Origin of the sequence: Promicromonospora citrea (genome assembly GCF_013004695.1) — a bacterium.
GTDB classification, from domain to species: Bacteria; Actinomycetota; Actinomycetes; order Actinomycetales; family Cellulomonadaceae; genus Promicromonospora; species Promicromonospora citrea.
Window position 1 is genome coordinate 1 of the sequence record NZ_JABEMG010000100.1, and the last position, 16059, is coordinate 16059.

The window sequence follows — 16059 nt, forward strand, 5'->3', positions numbered from 1 at the left end:
GTGGTGCCGAGGGCGGCGTGAGCGACCTGGCCGCCGTCCCCGCGCGCGGACGCTCGGTGACCGGACGTGCCGTGGGCGCCCCGAGCCCCGTCGCGCCGTCCGCCCCACCGACCATCGCGCCGCAGGCCGCGTCCGCGCCCGCCCCCGTCAACCCGGCTCGCGTGGCCGGGTTCCGCGGGATCGTCGCCCTCGCCGGGCTCGCGCTCGTCGCGCTCGGCGCCACCCTGCCCGGCACCGCCGTCGCGGTCCTCGTCGCCCTGCTCGCCGGGCTGCGTCTCGCGGGCATCGTGGTGGAGGAGGTGCGGCTCCGGCGCGCCCGGCGCGGGCCGCGCCCGTCCGACACGGCCGTGACGACCCTGCTGTCGCCCTGGTACCTGGTGCGGGCCGTGTTCGGCGTGCTGCCCGCTGTGGCCGTCGCGGTGTGCGCGGGCGTCATCGTCGTGCTGCTCGGGCTCGCCGTGTTCGGGCCCGGCAACGTGATCATCGCGCCCGTGCCCACCATCGAGGCGCGGTCCCTGGGCGGCGTCAACCGGCCGATCGTCGACAGCCTGGTGCTCGCCGTCGCCATGCTGGTCACCGTCGTCGTCGCCTGGTGGGGGCCCGCGTCGTACGGCACCCGGGTCGGCGCCGCGACCCTGCTGCCGCGGATCGCGCGCTCCCGGCGGGTCCGGCTCGTGCTGGTGCTGGTGCTCCTGGCGCTCGCGGTGGTCGCGGCGGTGCCGCTGCTCGACGGCGAGGTGGTGGTCCGGTGGTGGCCGCTGGGTGGGCGGCCCGACGTCGCCTGGTAGCCGGTCACCGACCGACCGGCGTGCGATCGTAACGAAACGCCCAGGGATCTCCCAGCGAGCGCTAGTAGTCTTGTGGCGGCGCGTCGTCGCGCCTCGCCCCCATTGGCCCGCATCCTCGAAGGACCCCGATGTCGACGAACATGACCAAGGCGCAGCGCCGGGACGCGGCGCGCGCCGAGGCCCTCGCACTCCAGAAGAAGCAGCAGGCCCGCGAGAAGCGCACCCGCGTGATCGTGCTGAGCCTGCTCGCCCTCGCCGTCATCGGTCTGGGTGTCGCGATCTGGCTGATCCTCGCCGAGGGTCAGAAGACGCCCATGGAGAAGGTGGAGAACGTCCCCGCGGGCGTCGTCGAGCAGACCGGCATCCCCGTCGGCGCGGAGGGGACGGCGGGCACCGAGAACGAGGGCGCCCCGGTGCTCGACGTGTACGTGGACTACATGTGCCCCGTCTGCGGCCAGTTCGAGGCGCTGAACGGCGCGAGCATCACGGAGATGCGCGAGGCGGGTGACGTGACGCTCGTGGTGCACCCGGTCTCGATCCTCGACCGCGCGTCGCAGCGCACCGAGTACTCGACGCGCGCGGCCGCGTCGGCGGCCTGGGTGGCCGACCGTGCGCCCGAGCAGTTCAACGCGTACCACGAGGCGCTGTTCGAGAGCCAGCCCGAGGAGCAGACCCCGGGCCTCTCGGACGAGCAGCTCGGTCAGGTCGCGGAGGGCGCCGGCGTGCCGGCCGACGTCGCCGCCGGCATCGCGTCCGGTGACGCGATGAAGACGTACGAGGAGTGGGTCAGGGCTGCCACCCAGGTGGCGGCCGACGACCCCGCCGTCCAGAACCCGGAGACCGGGGGCCTGGGGACGCCCACGGTGCTGATCGACGGCGAGCGGTTCGCGGGATGGCAGACGGTCGGCGCGCTGACCGAGGCCATCACGGGCGAGGCGCCCGCGTCGGACGCGCCGTCGACCGAGCCGTCCACCGAGCCGTCCGAGTGACGGTCGGTTGAGCAGGGGCCCCGGGCGGTTCGCCCGGGGCCTCGTTCATTTCCTGCGCCGCACGGGGGCTCGACCGGTTAGGCTGTTCCCCGCTTGCCGCCTTAGCTCAGCTGGTAGAGCTCCCGCCTTGTAAGCGGAAGGTCGTCGGTTCGAACCCGACAGGCGGCTCCACGATGGATCAGCAGGCCGGTGCCCCCCGTGGTGCCGGCCTGTTGGCGTACCGGCTCGGTCTGGCGTCGCCGGGTCACTGGCTCGGCCCACCTCTCCGACGCTCTGGGCTGTCCGGCCGGCAGGGCCTGTCCTGCTTCCGGACCGCCGGATCCTTGCCGAGCCGTCGGCCTGCGCGGACGCCGGCGATCGACACCACGACCATGCTGCCGACGAACACGAGAGGGCCGATCCAGCCAGGCCAGGTTTCGGGATCCATGGCGCGATGCTACGGCCGCGGGCATGGCCTGCGGGATGGCCGCGCTCGTGGACGCGGGCCCGGTTTCACGGGGAACCGCATTCGGTCCTGTGCGTGCCCCACTGGCCGGGACCGCACACAGCAGGCCGGGGCCGACAAGAGACCGACGTCAGTGCGCCGACCCGTACGCCGAGGACTGCGAGCCCGGGCCGTAGTGGCGCAGGAGGACCGTGGTGACCACCGAGCCCACCGCCAGCACGCCCGCGCAGACCACCATCACGACGAAGTAGCTGTTGCCGAAGGCGCGGAAGGCGGCGTCGAGCACCTCGGGGCCCGTGCCCTCGGCGGTGAGGGCGTCGGTCATGGAGCGGGCGGCCTCGGGCGGCGCACCCTCGGGCAGGCGGACGGTGAGCGTGTAGACCGTGGTGAGCAGCGAGCCCAGGAGCGCGACGGCGGCGAGGCTCCCGAACTCGTAGGACACCTCCTCGACCGACGACGCCATGCCCGCTCGCTTGGCGGGCGCGTTGCCGATGATCGCCGTCGACGCCACCGACATCGCGGCGCCCAGGCCGAACCCGGTCACGAGCAGCCCGCCGAGCAGCCAGAGCAGGCCGTGCTGGAGGCTCACGATCGTCCACGCGACGCCCGCTGCGCCCACGCCGAGACCGCCGCCGATCAGCACCCGCAGTCCGATCACGTGCAGGAACATGCCCCCCAGCAGCGACGACGGGAGCGACCCCAGCGCGATGGCCGCGACGAGCATGCCCGACTCGAGCGGCGTGAACCCCGCGACGAGCTGGAACCGCTGGGTGGTGGCGAGCTGCAGGCCGCCCATGGCGAACATCGCGATGGTCGCGGCCAGCACGCCCGACGCGAACGCCGCGTTGCGGAAGATCGTCAGGTCGAGCAGCGGGAAGGGCAGGCGCCGCTGCCTGCGCACGAAGACCCACCACGCGACGACCGTGGTCAGCGCGGCCGCCGCGAGGAGCGTGCCGTCCCGCTCGGCCTTCGCGACCTCCTTGATGAGCACCGTCAGACCGACCAGCGTGACGAGGGCCTGGACGGAGGAGATGAAGTCCCACCGGACGTCGGGGTGCGGGTCGTCCGTCGGGGCCACGGCGACGCCGACGACCGCCGCCACCAGCACCACGGGCACGTTGACGAGGAAGATCGAGCCCCACGCGAAGTGCTCGAGCAGCGCGCCCCCGACGATGGGCCCCAGGGCGCCGCCCACCACGGACAGGCTGCCCCACACGCTGATCGCGATGTTGCGCTCGCGCTCGTCCGTGAAGGAGACGCGGATCAGCGCCAGCGTCGCGGGCATCATCGCGGCCGCCCCGACGGCGAGCAGGCCGCGCGCCGCGATGAGCACCTCCGGGGTCGGCGCCGTCGCGGCCATGAACGAGGCGAGGCCGAAGACGATGAGCCCGGCCAGGAACATGCGCCGGTGCCCGAGCCGGTCGCCCAGCGTGCCGGCGCCGAGCAGCAGACCCGTCATGACCAGCGGGTACGCGTTGATGATCCACAGGCTCTCCGACCACGAGGCGTTGAGCTCACGGGTCAGGGTCGGCAGTGCCGTGTAGAGGATCGAGTTGTCCAGGGTGATGAGCAGCAGCCCCGTGCCGACCGTCACCAGGAGGGTCCAGCGGCGGCCCCGGCCCAGCGCGGTCGGGTCCTGGGCGACAGGCATGCCCGTGGTCGTCATCGTCTCCACCATCCGAAGCTCCCCCTGCACGCCACCGGCGTGCGCCCGGGCGGCGGTGCGGTACCCGGAGGTACCGCGCAGATCACCCGACGGAGTCTACGGTGACCAACGCTGTCATGCGCGCGGCCAGGACTGCGGCGTCGGCCACTTCGCGGACCGGCCGTCGCCGCTCGACGTGCCGGTCAGGCGGCGCCTCACCCACGGTCCGACGTGCTTGCGCATCCAGGCGGCGTTGGCCCGCGCGGTGTCACGGAACGCCTGCGGCGGGGCGGCGTCGAGCGGGGCGTCCCACCCGTCGTCGTCAGGTCCGAGGCCCAGGGCGACCAGGGCGGCGTTCGCCACGCGCTGGTGCCCCTCCGGCGTGAGGTGGATCCGGTCCTCGGACCACAGCCGCAGGTCGAAGAGCGAGCGCATGCCCCACAGGTCCATCACGTGCGCGCCGTGCCGGCGGGCGATCGACCAGATGTTCGCGTTGTAGATGCCGACGCGGCCGTTCGTCCAGCTCAGCGTGCCGCCCGCCTTGAAGCCGGTCGCCATGAGCACGTCGGCACCGGACGCGCGGAGCGCGACGACGGCGTCCTCCAGCGCTGCCGAGATGGCGTCGACGTCGGCGGCCGGGCGGAGGATGTCGTTGCCGCCGCCGACGAGCGAGACCAGGTCGGGCTGCGCGCTCAGCGCGACGTCGAGCTGCTCGGCGACGATCGGCCGCAGCTTGCGGCCCCTGATCGCGAGGTTCGCGTACTCCAGCGGCTCCTGCCCCGCCGAGATGCGGCGCGCGGAGAGCGTCGCGGCGAGGTTGTCGGCCCAGCCGCGCTGGACGTCGGGTGCATCCGGGTACGGGTCCCACAGGCCCTCCGTGAAGGAGTCACCCATGGCGACGTAGCGCGCCCAGCGGACGGGCGGCGTCGAGGGGGCGTCGGTCGCGGGGCCTTCCGGTTCCGGGGTCGTCGTGGCGGTCACGGCCCCCATTGTCGCGCTCCCGGCCCGCCGGGTACCTGCTACCGCTCGGATCCGGTGTGTGAGAGGTGGCACAGGCTGTCCGTGTCGGTGGGTCCCGGTAACCTCCTGGGCGTGGAGACCACCATGAACCCGACACCCCCCACCGGCGCGCCCGCCGCCCCCGCCGTGCAGCCGTTGTCGCAGGTCATCGCGCCGGACTGGGCCGAGGCGCTCGCCGACGTCGAGCCGAACATCCGCGCGATGGGCGACTTCCTGCGCGCTGAGGTCGCGGCGGGGCGCACGTACGTCCCGGCGGGGGAGAACGTGCTCGCGGCGTTCCAGCGTCCGCTGGCCGAGGTGCGGGTGCTCGTCGTCGGTCAGGACCCGTACCCGACGCCGGGTCACGCCATGGGGCTGTCCTTCTCGGTGCAGCCGGACGTGCGGCCGGTCCCGCGGTCGCTGGCCAACATCTACACCGAGCTGCAGGAGGACCTCGGGGTCCCGCAGCCCTCGAACGGCGACCTGCGCCCGTGGGCCGACCAGGGCGTCATGCTGCTCAACAGGACGCTGACCTGCCGGCCCGGCTCGTCCGACTCCCACGCGGGCAAGGGCTGGGAGGCGGTCACCGAGGCGGCGATCCGCGCGCTCGTGGCCCGCGGCGGCCCGCTCGTGGCGATCCTGTGGGGCGCGAAGGCGCGCAACCTCAAGCCCTGGCTCGGCGACGTGCCCGTCGTCGAGAGCGCGCACCCCTCGCCGCTGTCGGCGCGGAACGGCTTCTTCGGGTCCCGGCCGTTCTCGCGGGCGAACGCGCTGCTCGAGCAGCAGGGCGCGCAGCCGATCGACTGGCGCCTTCCGTGAGGGAACCCGCGCTGCGCGTGTCGGACGTCTACGTCGTCGAGCAGGTCGCCGCACCGGCCGCGGAGGCCCGCGAGGGCCTCACCGACCGCGACCGCGAGATCCTCGCCTTCGAGCGGAAGTGGTGGAAGTACGCCGGCGCGAAGGAGGAGGCGGCCCGTGAGCTCTTCGGTCTGACGGCGACTCGTTACTACCAGGTGCTGAACGCCCTGATCGACTCACCTGCGGCCCTCGAGCACGACCCCGCGCTGGTCACACGCCTGCGGAGGCTCCGGTCGACCCGGCAGCGGAGGGGTCCCGCACGCCGTCTGTCGGACGAGAACCACTGAGACGGCACCGATCCGTCACAACTAACCGCTACTCTCTCTGCCGTGACGAAGAGTGGCTACCCCTACCCGCCCGACGAGTTCGACGTCGCCGTCCCTGGGGGCGCACCCGTGGGTGTGCACCGGGCGCCGCGCAGCGGCTGGAGCTCGGCCTGGCCGTTCCTGCTCGTCGCCGTCGTGTGCGCCGCCGTTGCGTGGGGCGGCATCACCCTGCTGTCCGGGGGTGACGACCCGGCAGAGGCGTCGGGCGAGCCCTCGGCCTCGACGTCGGCATCGGCGCCGGCGTCGCCCAGCGCTTCCCCGAGCGGTGGGAGCGGTGAACCGTCGTCCTCGCCGTCGGCCTCGGCGTCCGGGGAGCCGTCGGCGGGTATCTCGGGCGACCCTGCCGCCGCCGACCTGACCGCCGCCGTGCAGGTGCTGAACTCCGGTGGTCCCGCCGGTTCCGCGCAGACCGCTGCCGACGCCGTCATCGCTGCGGGTTTCCAGGCCGCGAACGTCGCCGTCGGGAACGACGAGTCGGGACAGGGCCAGGGCTACACGGAGACGACCCTGCTGTACGGTTCCGGCCGCGCCGACACCGCGGCCGCCGTCGCGCAGGCGGTGGGTGCCACGTCGGCCATCGAGTCGGCGGATGTCACGGCATCGCCGTACGCGGTTGTGGTGCTCGTGAAGTGACGGTCTAGGCCGTTCGACGTGCGGTTGAGATCGCCACTCCGTACCACCACGTTGATATTTGCTTGCAAGACGCCGCGCCCAGCGCTCTGACCTGCGCGTTCGCCCTCCGCTTAATCCCTCATACCGGACATAGAGGGTTCCCTGGTGTGAGCCGGACCACTAGGCTCGAACCACCACGGGTCGACCGAGTGTCCCGTGCAGAGGTACAAGGAGAACTACGCATGGCCCAGGGCACCGTCAAGTGGTTCAACGCCGAGAAGGGGTACGGGTTCATCACCCCGGACGCCGGCGGCCAGGACCTTTTTGTTCACTACAGCGCGATCCAGTCCGACGGTTACCGAACCCTCGATGAGGGGCAGAACGTCGAGTACGAGGTGGGGCAGGGGCAGAAGGGTCCGCAGGCAGAGCAGGTTCGCCCGCTCTGACGTGACGGGACGGCGGGTGGGAAAGGCCTGCCCGTCGCCCGCCCCCCACACCAGGACTGCCGGGACCCAGACCCCGGCGTCCGACCCCCGACGGTCGACGACGACCCCCGCACCTCGCCGGACGACGATGCCTGGCCATCCGAGCAGCCGCCCGTACCGCGGCTGCTCGTCACGTCCGGCGCCCCCGCCACCTCGATCTCCCCCTGATCGCCGTCGCTGCACCCCGGTGCGCGCCGATCGTGATTCGATGGAGCGATGACCCTGCTGGACGCGGTAGTCGTCGGCTCAGGACCCAACGGGCTGGCCGCCGCCGTCACGCTCGCCCGCGCCGGGCTGGGCGTCCGGGTGCTCGAGGCGCAGCCGACGGTCGGCGGCGGCGCGCGCACCGTCCGGCTCCCCGAGCTCTCCGCCGACCTCGCCTTCGACCTCTGCTCCGCCGTGCACCCGATGGCCTGGGCCTCGCCCTTCCTGCGCGCCTTCGACCTCGCCGCGCACGGCGTCGAGCTCGCCGCCCCCGACGTCGCCTACGCCCACCCGCTCGACGGCGGCCGCGCCGGCATCGCCCACCGCGACCTCGACCGCACCGCCGAGGGCCTCGGGCCGGACGGCGACGCGTGGCGCGACCTGCTCGGGCCGCTGTCGGCCGGCTGGCGTCAGGTCACCGCGCTGGCGCTGGGGGACAAGCGCACGCTCGGCGGCATGCTCGAGGGTGTCGACGGCGGGGTCGCCGGGCTCGCCTCGATGCTGCGGCCCGGGCTGCGGTTCGGCACCGGCGTGCTCGAGCAGGGCGGGGCCCGCTGGGACCGCCGGTTCCTCACCGAGGAGGCAAAAGGCCTGCTCACCGGGGTTGCGGCACACAACATCACGCCGCTGCCCTCCCTCTCCGGCGCCGGCACGTCGCTGCTGCTCGCGTCCCTCGCGCACGCGGGGGAGAGCTGGGCCATCCCTGTGGGTGGGTCCCAGGCGATCGTCGACGCGCTCGTCCGGGACCTCGAGGCGCACGGCGGCACCGTCGAGGCGGGTCGCCGGGTCGAGCGCTGGTCGGACCTGCCGCCCGCGCGGGCCGTCCTCTTCGACACGACGCCCGCCACGGTGCTCTCCGTCGCGGGCGACCGCATCGGGCCGGCGCGCCGGGCCGCTCTCCGGCGCTTCCGGCACGGCAACGCCGCGGCCAAGGTCGACTTCGTCCTCTCGGGCCCCGTGCCGTGGCAGGTGCCCGACGTCGGCCGTGCCGCGACCGTGCACGTCGGCGGGACGCGCGCCGAGATGGTGGCAGCGGAGGACGCCGTGGCGAGCGGCGCGCACGCCGAGCGGCCCGTCGTGCTGGTGAGCGACCCGGGCGTCGTCGACCCCGGGCGGGTGCGGGGCGGGCTGCGGCCGCTGTGGTCCTACGCGCACGTGCCCGCGGGCTCGACACGGGACGTCACCGAGGCGGTCGTCCGCCAGATCGAGCGGTTCGCGCCGGGGTTCCGCGACGTCGCAGTGGCCTCGCGGTGCGTGCCGGCGGCGCAGATGGAGCACCACAACCAGAACTACCCGGGGGGCGACATCTCGGCCGGGGCCGCGACCATGTGGCAGATGGTCGCGCGGCCCACGGCGGCGCCGGACCCCTACCTCGTGGCCGAGGGGGTCTACCTGTGCTCGGCGTCCACGCCGCCCGGTCCGGGCGTGCACGGGATGGCCGGCTGGCACGCGGCGCGCAGGGCGCTGCGGCGCGACTTCGACGTACGCGACCTGCCGACCCTGCGGCCCTGAGCGAACGGACCGACGGCGTCTTGCACTCTCCAGGTCCGAGTGCCAATAATGTCTTAGCACTCTCCGTTGGAGAGTGACAGCAGGGTCGAACGGTGAGGCATCCGGCCACGGCGAGACGTGATCGTCGCGGACGGCTGTCGTCCGTCGCGGGCACCGGCCGGCCTGGACAAAGCCACCAGCGGAGGATCCATCCCCATGGCCAAGATCATCGCTTTCGACGAGGAAGCTCGTCGGAGCATGGAGCGCGGGCTCAACCAGCTCGCCGACACCGTGAAGGTCACGCTCGGCCCCAAGGGCCGCAACGTCGTTCTGGACAAGAAGTGGGGCGCCCCCACGATCACGAACGACGGTGTCTCCATCGCCAAGGAGATCGAGCTCGACGACCCGTACGAGAAGATCGGTGCGGAGCTCGTCAAGGAGGTCGCCAAGAAGACGGACGACGTCGCAGGTGACGGCACCACCACCGCCACCGTGCTCGCCCAGGCGCTCGTCAAGGAGGGCCTGCGCGTCGTCGCCGCCGGCGCCAACCCGATCGCCGTCAAGCGCGGCATCGAGAAGGCCGTCGACGCCGTCACCGAGCAGCTCCTGAACGCCGCCAAGGAGATCGAGACCAAGGACGAGATCGCCGCCACGGCCGCGATCTCCGCCGGCGACCCGGCGATCGGTGAGCTCATCGCCGAGGCCCTCGACAAGGTGGGCAAGGAAGGCGTCATCACCGTCGAGGAGTCGAACACCTTCGGCCTGGAGCTCGAGCTCACCGAGGGCATGCGCTTCGACAAGGGCTTCCTCGCCCGCTACTTCGAGACGGACCCCGAGCGCCAGGAGGCCGTGCTCGAGGACCCGTACGTCCTGATCGTCGAGTCGAAGATCTCGAACGTCAAGGACATGCTGCCGCTGCTCGACCAGGTCATGAAGTCGGGCAAGTCGCTGCTGATCATCGCCGAGGACGTCGAGGGCGAGGCCCTGGCGACCCTGGTGCTGAACAAGATCCGTGGCACCTTCAAGTCCGTCGCCGTCAAGGCCCCGGGCTTCGGCGACCGCCGCAAGGCCATGCTGCAGGACATCGCCATCCTCACCGGCGGCCAGGTCATCACCGAGACGGTGGGCCTCAAGCTGGAGAACGCCACGCTCGAGGAGCTGGGCCAGGCGCGCAAGGTCGTCGTCACCAAGGACGAGACCACGATCGTCGAGGGTGCCGGCGACGCCGACCTCATCGCCGGTCGCGTCAACCAGATCCGCAGCGAGATCGAGAAGTCGGACTCCGACTACGACCGCGAGAAGCTGCAGGAGCGCCTCGCCAAGCTGGCCGGCGGCGTGGCCGTCATCAAGGCCGGTGCGGCCACCGAGGTGGAGCTCAAGGAGCGCAAGCACCGCATCGAGGACGCCGTCCGCAACGCGAAGGCCGCCGTCGAGGAGGGCATCGTCGCCGGTGGTGGCGTGGCCCTCATCCAGGCCGGTGCCGTCGCGTTCTCGAAGCTGGAGCTCGAGGGTGACGAGGCGACGGGCGCCGCGATCGTGCGTGCCGCGATCGACGCCCCGCTGAAGCAGATCGCCGTGAACGCGGGCCTCGAGGGCGGCGTCGTGGCGGAGAAGGTGCGCAACCTCCCGTCCGGCCAGGGCCTCAACGCCGCGACCGGCGACTACGAGGACCTGCTCGCCGCGGGCGTCAACGACCCGGTCAAGGTGACCCGGTCCGCGCTGCAGAACGCCGCGTCGATCGCCGCGCTGTTCCTCACCACCGAGGCCGTCGTCGCCGACAAGCCGGAGCCCGCTGCGGCCCCGGCCGGCGACCCGACCGGTGGCATGGGCGGCATGGACTTCTGAGTCCGGCCTGACCCGTCGGGCCCCGGCCCGGCACCTCGTCCGACGCCGGTCGGTCACCCCCTCACGCGGAGGGTGACCGGCCGGCGTCGGCGTGTGCGCACGCGGACGCCAGGTCACGTGAACATGCGCGTCGCCGCGGCCTCGGCCTCGGCATAGGTGCGCGCGGCCGCGGCCAGCGCGGCCTGGATCGCGTCCAGAGCCGCCTCCACCTGCGCCTGGGCGCCCCGCCACTGGCCCACCGTGCCGCCGAAGGCGGCGGCAGCAGGCCCCTGCCAGCTCGCCTGCAGCGCGTCGAGGTTGCGCACGAGCGCGCCCACCTCGCTCCGCACCGCCGCGACCGAGCCCGCCACCGCGGCGCTCGCCTGCTCCACCTGCGCGCTGTCCACCTCGAACCGCATGGTCCTCACCTCCCGTGCGCCGGACCGTCCGGCGTCCGGTCGACCGTAGGCAGGCGTGGGGCGCGTCGCGGCGCCGCCCGGGCGTGCCTGTGCACAGGCGGGGGAGAACACCGGGTGTGGTCACGCTCGGCGAGCGGCAGGCCCGCGAGAAAGCCCCTCAGGACGCGGCGAGCTTGGCCTGCTCCTTGCGCAGGCGGTGCAGCTCCATGTCGAGGTTCTGCCGCGCGGGCTCCTCCCACGCGGCGCCCAGCGGGCTGAGGAACAGGGACCGCCGCGCCAGCAGCCGCTCGATCACGCGGATCCGGGCCCGCAGGTAGTCCTCGGTCGGGATGTGCGCGTACTCCGCGCGCACCGCGGCCTTGTACTCCTTGTACCGCTGCGGCTCGGCGGCGAGCATCGCGAGGTCGGCGTCGTTGAGCACCGCGGCGTCGAAGTCCGCGGGGTCGGGTGCGTGCCGCACGATGGCGTTGACCAGGTCAGCGACCCGGTCCGCCGCGCGCTGCGGCACCCCGAGGGCGACCAGCTCGTCGTGCGCCAGCACGGCCGACGCGGTGGACTGCTCGCCGCCGCGTGCGGCGTCGGCCACCTTGCGCTCCGCGCTGAACACCGCCCCGTGGTACCAGGCGGCGAGCCGCACCAGGTCGGGCTCGTGCGTCTCCTCGGCGAGCTCGTCCACGCGGTGCAGCACCGCGGCCAGGTGACGCAGGTTGTGGAAGTGCCGGTCCTCGTCCGACCAGCGGTCCAGCAGGCCCTGGCCGACCTCCTCGATCGCCTCCGTCCCTGCGGTCGCACCTGCGCCCTGCGCGCTGCGCACGAAGGATCTGAGGAACCACTGCGGTGCGTCGGCCGACAGCACACCCATGGGAATCCTGCCTCACGGTCGAGTCGATGAACGGGCTCTCCCAGCCTATTCCCGATCGGGTCAGCAGCGGCTACCACCGCCCGGATGCTGGGCGCCGCTCACAGGGGCAGGCTGACCTGCACCGTCAGGCCGCCGCCCGGCGTCTCGGCCACCTCGACGTGGCCGCCGTGCGTGCCGACGATCGCGGCGACGATCGCCATGCCGAGCCCCGAGCCGCCGGACTCGCGGGTGCGCGACGAGTCGGCGCGGTAGAACCGTTCGAAGATCCGTTGCGCCTGCTCCGGCGTGACGCCCGGGCCGTGGTCGCGCACCTCGAGCACCGCGACGCCGTCGGCCGGCCGCCGGCCGAGCGCGATCTCGGCGGGCGTGCCCGCCGCGGTGTGCCGCGCGACGTTGCCGATGAGGTTGGTGACCACCTGCCGCAGGCGGTCGCGGTCACCCTCGACGACCAGCGCGTCGGGCACTTGCCCGCCGGGCTCGAGCGCGACGACGGTCACCTCGCGCGTCGGGTCGAGCGCGTGCAGGTCCTGCGCGGCGTCGCGGGCCAGGGCCACGAGGTCGACGTCCTCGTGGGCGACGGGGCGGCCCTCGTCGAGGCGGGCGAGCACCAGGAGATCGTTGACCAGCGTGCCCATGCGGCGCGCGGCGTCCTCGATGCGGGTCATGGTGTCGTCGACCTTGTCGGCGCTGTCCAGCGCGCCCATCCGGTAGAGCTCGCCGTAGCCGCGGATCGTCGCGACGGGCGTGCGCAGCTCGTGCGACGCGTCCGAGACGAACTGTCGCATCCTGGCCTCGGACGCCTCCTGCACGGCGAAGGCCCGCTCGATCTGGGCGAGCATCGCGTTGAGCGACGCCGCGAGCGAGCCCATCTCGGTGCCGGGCGGCGCCGCGGGCACACGCAGCGTGAGGTCGCCCGCCGCGATCTGCGCCGCCGTGTGCTCGACGGACCGCAGCGAGCGGAGCGAGCGCTCGACGAGCAGCCACGCCGTCAGGCCGCCGAGCAGCACGATGCCGAGGCCGGACAGGATGAGGGTGCGGGTCAGGATCGAGACCGTGCTGTTCAGCCCGACCAGCGGCAGCGCGATGTAGACGACGGCCCGCTCACCGGTCGGGTAGACGGCGGGGACCGCCACGACCCGCCACGTCTCGGTGCCCGTCTTGCCGGTGCCGTCGCTCCTGCCGTGGGTCGTGAACGGCTCGCCGTCGGCCTCGACGGCCTCGGCGTAGGTGGTCTCCGGCAGCCGCGGCGTGCCGTACCGGGCGATGGCCCAGTACCCGAGGGTCTCGGGCTCGTTCCGCTCGCGCACGATCCGGACGTAGTAGTCGCTGGGCAGGCCGGACTGGGCGCTCGGCTGCAGGGAGTCCAGCGTCGACGACAGGTTCAGCGCCGCGGACTCCAGGTCCCCGTCGACCTGCCGGACGAGGAAGCTCGACACGACCGTCGTCGTCGCGACGGCCGCGATGCCGACGCCCGCCGCGAGCAGCAGCGAGATGATCGCGACGAGCCGGGCACGCAGCGGGATGCCGGCGAGCCGCTCCCTAAGCACGGGCAGGCTGCGGCGCGCGCAGCAGGTACCCCACGCCGCGCTTCGTGTGGATCAGGGGAGGCAGGGGCTCGCCGTCGACCTCGAGGGTGTCGATCTTGCGCCGCAGGTAGGAGATGTAGGACTCGACGATGTTCGCGTCGCCGCCCCAGTCGTACTGCCACACGTGGTCGAGGATCTGTGCCTTGGACAGCACGCGGCCCGAGTTGAGCATGAGGTAGCGCAGCAGCTTGAACTCGGTGGGGGAGAGGTCGACCTCGATGCCCGCGCGGCGCACCTCGTGCGAGTCCTCGTCCATCTCCAGGTCGCCCACGTGCAGCACGGCCTCCTCCTCGGGGGCGGGCACGCCCGTCCGCCGCAGCACCGCGCGGATCCGTGCCACGACCTCCTCGAGGCTGAACGGCTTGGTCACGTAGTCGTCGCCGCCCACGGTGAGGCCCTGCACCTTGTCCTGCGTGTCGTCCTTGGCCGTGAGGAAGACGACGGGCGTGTGCCGCCCGGTCGCTCGCATCCGCCGGGTCACGGTGAACCCGTCCATGTCGGGCAGCATGACGTCGAGCACGACGAGGTCGGGCTCGACGTCCCGGACGAGCTGGAGGGCGCCGTTACCGTCCGCTGCCGCATGCACCTCGAAGCCCGCGAACCGCAGCGACGTGGACAGGAGCTCGCGAATGTTCGGTTCGTCGTCGACGACGACGAGACGCGCCTCAGGAGTAGCCATGCCTCCAGTGTGCTTCCGGTTCCTGGACGATGCCTGAGTTTCGCCCGGGAAATCGCCCGGGGTGACATGGCCGCGGCGGCCGTCCGGCCCGCCGTCCGCGGCACGGCTACGCTGTGTCGCATGTCAGCAGCGTTCTCGCAGGACCCGGAGCGGACGACGCCCCGGCGCACGTATCTCATCGTCGACGGCGAGAACATCGACGCCACGCTCGGCATGAACGTGCTCAACCGGCGCCCCGCCCCCGAGGAGCGGCCTCGCTGGGACCGCATCTCGGCCTTCGCGGAGAAGGTGTGGTCGCAGGACGTCGTCCCGCTGTTCTTCCTCAACGCCACCTCGGGCCAGATGCCGATGCCGTTCGTGCAGGCGCTGCTGGCGATGGGCTACAAGCCGATCCCCCTGGCCGCGCAGGGTGCCGAGAAGGTGGTCGACGTCGGTATCCAGCGCACGCTCGACGCGCTCATGGACCGGCCCGGTGACGTGCTGCTCGCGAGCCACGACGGCGACTTCCTGCCGCAGATCGAGGCGCTGCTGGCCGACGACGACCGGCGCGTGGGCCTGATCGGCTTCCGGGAGTTCGTCAACGCCCGGTTCACCGAGCTCGAGCAGCGTGGGCTGACCATGTACGACCTCGAGGCCGACGCCGACGCCTTCACCACGGTGCTGCCGCGCGTGCGGATCATCCCGATCGAGGAGTTCGACCCGCTGCGCTATCTCTAGGCTGGTCAGGGCGCATAATTCAGCCATGACGAAGCGTGCGCTGCCCGCCCTCCTGCTCCTCCCGCTGCTCGCGTCCTGCGCGGCCGGCGACGCCGCGGAGGGTGGGGACACGCCCCCGCCCGCCGACGCCGGCGAGGTGCACTGGACGTACGACGGCGAGGCGGGCCAGGACGCGTGGGGCGACCTGTCGGCCGACTTCGCGACGTGCTCGACCGGGCACGCGCAGTCGCCGATCGACCTGCCCGCACAGCCGTCCGAGACGACGGGGGAGCACCCGCGGATCACCGCCGAGCCGACCGAGGCCGAGGCGGTGGACACGGGTCACACGGTCCAGCTCGTGCCCGAGGACGACGGGTCCTCCGTCGAGTGGGAGGGCACGGAGTACGACCTCGCCCAGGTGCACTTCCACGCGCCCTCGGAGCACACGGTCGACGGCGAGGCGATGGCCGCGGAGTTCCACCTCGTGCACACCACCGACGACGGCGGGACGCTCGTCGTCGGCGTGCTCGCCCAGGAGGGGCCGGACGAGAACGCCGCCTGGCAGCCCTTCGTCGAGGGCGCGGCGGCGCCGGGCACGGAGGACCTGGTGCTCGACGTCGAGGCGATGCTGCCCGCCGACCCGACGTTCGAGACCTACACCGGCAGCCTCACGACCCCGCCGTGCACCGAGGGCGTGCAGTGGATCGTGTACACGACGCCCGTCGAGCTCTCGGCCGGCCAGCTCGCCGTGCTCGAGGAAGCCTCGCGCGGGCACAACGCCCGGCACACGCAGCCCGAGGGCGACCGGCACCCCGCCGAGGGCACGGTGATCCTGGCGGACTGAGCGCCGGGCGTCAGCGCCGGACCCGCAGCGTGCCGAGGCGGCGCAGGGTGATCGGGCGACCGCCGCCGAACCCGCCGCCGCCGAACCCGCCGCCGATGCGCGCCGTGCCCGCACGGCGGCGCGAGCGGACGAGGTGCGGGTCGAGCAGGATGCCGCCGAGCATCATGCCGCCGGTGATCGGTCCGTTGGCCTCGCCGCCCTCCTCGGCCGGGGCCGCCTCGGCCGCCGCGACGACGGCGTCGGCGTCCCCGCGGGCGAGCCGTGCGGCCTCCCGGAGCACCACGCCGGCCCGCTGCGCCTCGCCGAG

Annotated in this window: 15 protein-coding genes, 1 tRNA gene and 2 pseudogenes; 11 read left to right on the top strand and 7 right to left on the bottom strand. The window is 73.1% G+C overall.

All coding sequences use genetic code 11. The features are described 5' to 3' along the window. From HLB15_RS17075 to HLB15_RS17085, 3 genes and pseudogenes are all read left to right on the top strand, one after another. A pseudogene (locus HLB15_RS17075) lies at window positions 1-788 on the top strand (hypothetical protein); the annotation flags it as partial. A gap of 128 nt (window positions 789-916) precedes the next feature. Next, window positions 917-1777 (top strand): DsbA family protein, encoded by an 861-nt coding sequence (locus HLB15_RS17080; RefSeq protein ID WP_171106957.1) that lies wholly within the window; start codon window positions 917-919, stop codon window positions 1775-1777. 95 nt (window positions 1778-1872) lie between these two features. After that, a tRNA-Thr gene (locus HLB15_RS17085) sits at window positions 1873-1948 on the top strand. A gap of 404 nt (window positions 1949-2352) precedes the next feature. Here the strand turns inward: HLB15_RS17085 and HLB15_RS17090 are convergent. Both HLB15_RS17090 and HLB15_RS17095 read right to left on the bottom strand, forming a co-directional pair. Then, on the bottom strand, window positions 2353-3900 hold the full coding sequence (locus HLB15_RS17090; protein ID WP_444544339.1) for an MFS transporter: 1548 nt from the start codon (window positions 3898-3900) through the stop codon (window positions 2353-2355). Window positions 3901-4002: 102 nt separating this feature from the next. Further along, window positions 4003-4857, bottom strand: a complete 855-nt coding sequence (locus HLB15_RS17095; protein WP_373291065.1) for an SGNH/GDSL hydrolase family protein — start codon at window positions 4855-4857, stop codon at window positions 4003-4005. A 114-nt stretch (window positions 4858-4971) separates the two neighbouring features. Here HLB15_RS17095 and HLB15_RS17100 point away from each other — a divergent pair, with 114 nt between their 5' ends. From HLB15_RS17100 to groL, 6 genes are all read left to right on the top strand, one after another. Next, complete coding sequence (locus HLB15_RS17100; RefSeq protein WP_171106958.1) at window positions 4972-5685, top strand: uracil-DNA glycosylase; 714 nt, start codon at window positions 4972-4974, stop codon at window positions 5683-5685. Between the two features lie 17 nt (window positions 5686-5702). Further along, entirely contained in the window at window positions 5703-6011 is a 309-nt protein-coding gene (locus tag HLB15_RS17105) for a DUF3263 domain-containing protein (RefSeq protein WP_171106970.1), read from the top strand. 42 nt (window positions 6012-6053) lie between these two features. After that, complete coding sequence (locus HLB15_RS24885) at window positions 6054-6683, top strand: LytR C-terminal domain-containing protein (RefSeq protein WP_171106959.1); 630 nt, start codon at window positions 6054-6056, stop codon at window positions 6681-6683. A gap of 221 nt (window positions 6684-6904) precedes the next feature. Further along, complete coding sequence (locus HLB15_RS17115; protein ID WP_171106960.1) at window positions 6905-7108, top strand: cold-shock protein; 204 nt, start codon at window positions 6905-6907, stop codon at window positions 7106-7108. A gap of 255 nt (window positions 7109-7363) precedes the next feature. Beyond that, window positions 7364-8863, top strand: coding sequence for a phytoene desaturase family protein (locus HLB15_RS17120; RefSeq protein WP_171106961.1), 1500 nt, complete (start codon window positions 7364-7366; stop codon window positions 8861-8863). A 195-nt stretch (window positions 8864-9058) separates the two neighbouring features. Further along, window positions 9059-10687 carry a chaperonin GroEL gene (gene groL, locus HLB15_RS17125; RefSeq protein WP_171106962.1) on the top strand — a complete coding sequence of 543 codons (1629 nt, stop codon included), beginning with the start codon at window positions 9059-9061 and terminating at the stop codon, window positions 10685-10687. A gap of 113 nt (window positions 10688-10800) precedes the next feature. On the opposite strand, the gene HLB15_RS17130 is transcribed toward groL, so the two are convergent. The 4 genes from HLB15_RS17130 to HLB15_RS17145 all read right to left on the bottom strand — a co-directional run bounded on the left by HLB15_RS17130 (window position 10801) and on the right by HLB15_RS17145 (window position 14212). Next, window positions 10801-11085: a WXG100 family type VII secretion target gene (locus HLB15_RS17130; protein ID WP_171106963.1), complete on the bottom strand. Its 285-nt coding sequence runs from the start codon at window positions 11083-11085 to the stop codon at window positions 10801-10803. Between the two features lie 157 nt (window positions 11086-11242). Then, window positions 11243-11947 (bottom strand): HD domain-containing protein, encoded by a 705-nt coding sequence (locus HLB15_RS17135; RefSeq protein WP_171106964.1) that lies wholly within the window; start codon window positions 11945-11947, stop codon window positions 11243-11245. A gap of 98 nt (window positions 11948-12045) precedes the next feature. Continuing rightward, on the bottom strand, window positions 12046-13494 hold the full coding sequence (locus HLB15_RS17140) for a sensor histidine kinase (protein WP_229785099.1): 1449 nt from the start codon (window positions 13492-13494) through the stop codon (window positions 12046-12048). Continuing rightward, window positions 13487-14212 carry a response regulator transcription factor gene (locus tag HLB15_RS17145; RefSeq protein ID WP_171106965.1) on the bottom strand — a complete coding sequence of 242 codons (726 nt, stop codon included), beginning with the start codon at window positions 14210-14212 and terminating at the stop codon, window positions 13487-13489. The genes HLB15_RS17140 and HLB15_RS17145 overlap by 8 nt, the downstream gene beginning before the upstream one ends. Before the next feature lie 120 nt (window positions 14213-14332). Here HLB15_RS17145 and HLB15_RS17150 point away from each other — a divergent pair, with 120 nt between their 5' ends. Together HLB15_RS17150 and HLB15_RS17155 are read left to right on the top strand one after the other, a co-directional pair. Further along, window positions 14333-14929, top strand: a complete 597-nt coding sequence (locus HLB15_RS17150) for an NYN domain-containing protein (RefSeq protein WP_171106966.1) — start codon at window positions 14333-14335, stop codon at window positions 14927-14929. 25 nt (window positions 14930-14954) lie between these two features. Continuing rightward, window positions 14955-15752 (top strand): carbonic anhydrase, encoded by a 798-nt coding sequence (locus HLB15_RS17155; RefSeq protein WP_171106967.1) that lies wholly within the window; start codon window positions 14955-14957, stop codon window positions 15750-15752. Between the two features lie 10 nt (window positions 15753-15762). Here the strand turns inward: HLB15_RS17155 and HLB15_RS17160 are convergent. Beyond that, window positions 15763-16059 (bottom strand): annotated as a pseudogene (locus HLB15_RS17160) (hypothetical protein); the annotation flags it as partial.

Coding starts and splice junctions, on each gene's coding strand:
- HLB15_RS17080 (WP_171106957.1), top strand. CDS start 917: ATGTCGACGAACATGACCAAGGCGCAGCGCCGGGACGCGGCGCGCGCC.
- HLB15_RS17090 (WP_444544339.1), bottom strand. CDS start 3,900: ATGGTGGAGACGATGACGACCACGGGCATGCCTGTCGCCCAGGACCCG.
- HLB15_RS17130 (WP_171106963.1), bottom strand. CDS start 11,085: ATGCGGTTCGAGGTGGACAGCGCGCAGGTGGAGCAGGCGAGCGCCGCG.
- HLB15_RS17095 (WP_373291065.1), bottom strand. CDS start 4,857: ATGGGGGCCGTGACCGCCACGACGACCCCGGAACCGGAAGGCCCCGCG.
- HLB15_RS17115 (WP_171106960.1), top strand. CDS start 6,905: ATGGCCCAGGGCACCGTCAAGTGGTTCAACGCCGAGAAGGGGTACGGG.
- HLB15_RS17150 (WP_171106966.1), top strand. CDS start 14,333: ATGTCAGCAGCGTTCTCGCAGGACCCGGAGCGGACGACGCCCCGGCGC.
- HLB15_RS17155 (WP_171106967.1), top strand. CDS start 14,955: ATGACGAAGCGTGCGCTGCCCGCCCTCCTGCTCCTCCCGCTGCTCGCG.
- HLB15_RS17135 (WP_171106964.1), bottom strand. CDS start 11,947: ATGGGTGTGCTGTCGGCCGACGCACCGCAGTGGTTCCTCAGATCCTTC.
- HLB15_RS17145 (WP_171106965.1), bottom strand. CDS start 14,212: ATGGCTACTCCTGAGGCGCGTCTCGTCGTCGTCGACGACGAACCGAAC.
- groL (WP_171106962.1), top strand. CDS start 9,059: ATGGCCAAGATCATCGCTTTCGACGAGGAAGCTCGTCGGAGCATGGAG.
- HLB15_RS17100 (WP_171106958.1), top strand. CDS start 4,972: ATGAACCCGACACCCCCCACCGGCGCGCCCGCCGCCCCCGCCGTGCAG.
- HLB15_RS17120 (WP_171106961.1), top strand. CDS start 7,364: ATGACCCTGCTGGACGCGGTAGTCGTCGGCTCAGGACCCAACGGGCTG.